Origin of the sequence: Labilibaculum manganireducens, from assembly GCF_002843385.1 — a bacterium.
In the GTDB taxonomy this organism is placed as follows: Bacteria; Bacteroidota; Bacteroidia; order Bacteroidales; family Marinifilaceae; genus Labilibaculum; species Labilibaculum manganireducens.
Window position 1 is genome coordinate 1 of sequence record NZ_MVDE01000095.1, and the last position, 1,048, is coordinate 1,048.

General features: G+C 32.2%; 1 protein-coding gene. It reads right to left on the reverse strand.

Features of this window, described 5'->3' with window-relative positions; genetic code table 11:
* Positions 1-12: 12 nt before the first annotated feature.
* Positions 13-960: a transposase family protein gene (locus BZG01_RS21345; RefSeq protein ID WP_101311844.1), complete on the reverse strand. Its 948-nt coding sequence runs from the start codon at positions 958-960 to the stop codon at positions 13-15.
* Positions 961-1,048 lie beyond the last annotated feature (88 nt).

The following is a 1,048-nucleotide window of genomic DNA, read 5'->3' on the forward strand; positions in this document are numbered from 1 at the left end:
TAGACATTATTCCTAATTAGAAATATAGTTTTGTTTATTTGTTTTTAACTTCGGATACTTCCATCGTCTGATAGAAACTCTCAAATTTTGTAGCCCACATGCTATTTCCATTACGACGTCATGGAAATCATTAGCCCATATTCGTACTTTATCTTTCAAAATCCGGAGTCGCTTTACACCTCCAATTGCATGTTCATTTCGGACTCTATCCTTCGCAATTCTAGTATTTTCCAGCTTTTCTTCGCCTGTTAAATCTTTATTTTTCTTTTTTTTAGTTGGCATTATTGTGATTCCTGCTTGAGATTTAAAACCCTGAAATCCAGTATCCAGATAGATTACAGTATTCTTTGCAAATTCCAACATTGATTCATCCAATATTTTTTTGTCATGAGTTTTTCCATTATAGGTTTCTGACAGATGCAAGATTCTACCTTCATTATCCGATACAATATTGTTTTTAACCGTGTGCTTTTTTGCTTTACCACTATAATATTCCTTTTGAGTTTCGTAATCTGTCGATCTTGGAATTTCTCGTTCAGTTCCATCAATATAACACTGTGATACATCCAGTTGTTCTAACTTGGTTTTCAACAAAGAGCCATTTCTCAGGGGATTGTAATTATTGTCAACTAAACATTGCCGAAGTATTTTGGTGAAAAAGTGAATATATCGATTTGCCTTGGATTGAGTAATTGAAAACTTCAAAGCATGCGCTTCTTGTATGGAACCACTTTTATAATAAGACAAAACAAATAGAAGCATTTCCTCATTGCTTTTAAAAATAGAATTACGCCTGACTTTAAAGCTACGCTGGCGTATTTTACCTTCCAAAGTGTAATACTTCAATATATTATTTAAGCTAACGGTAAACATATTACAGAGTTTCTCAAATTCTAAACAGGTCAAACTTGTTAAAGAAATCAAAACTTTAGGTTTATTCTTTATCTTTGAATACTCCATGGGGTACACCTTATTATTGGTTTGTCGTAGAAACAATAATAAGTAAATATGTGTTATCTCATGGTTTTTTTAATCGATATAACCTCTA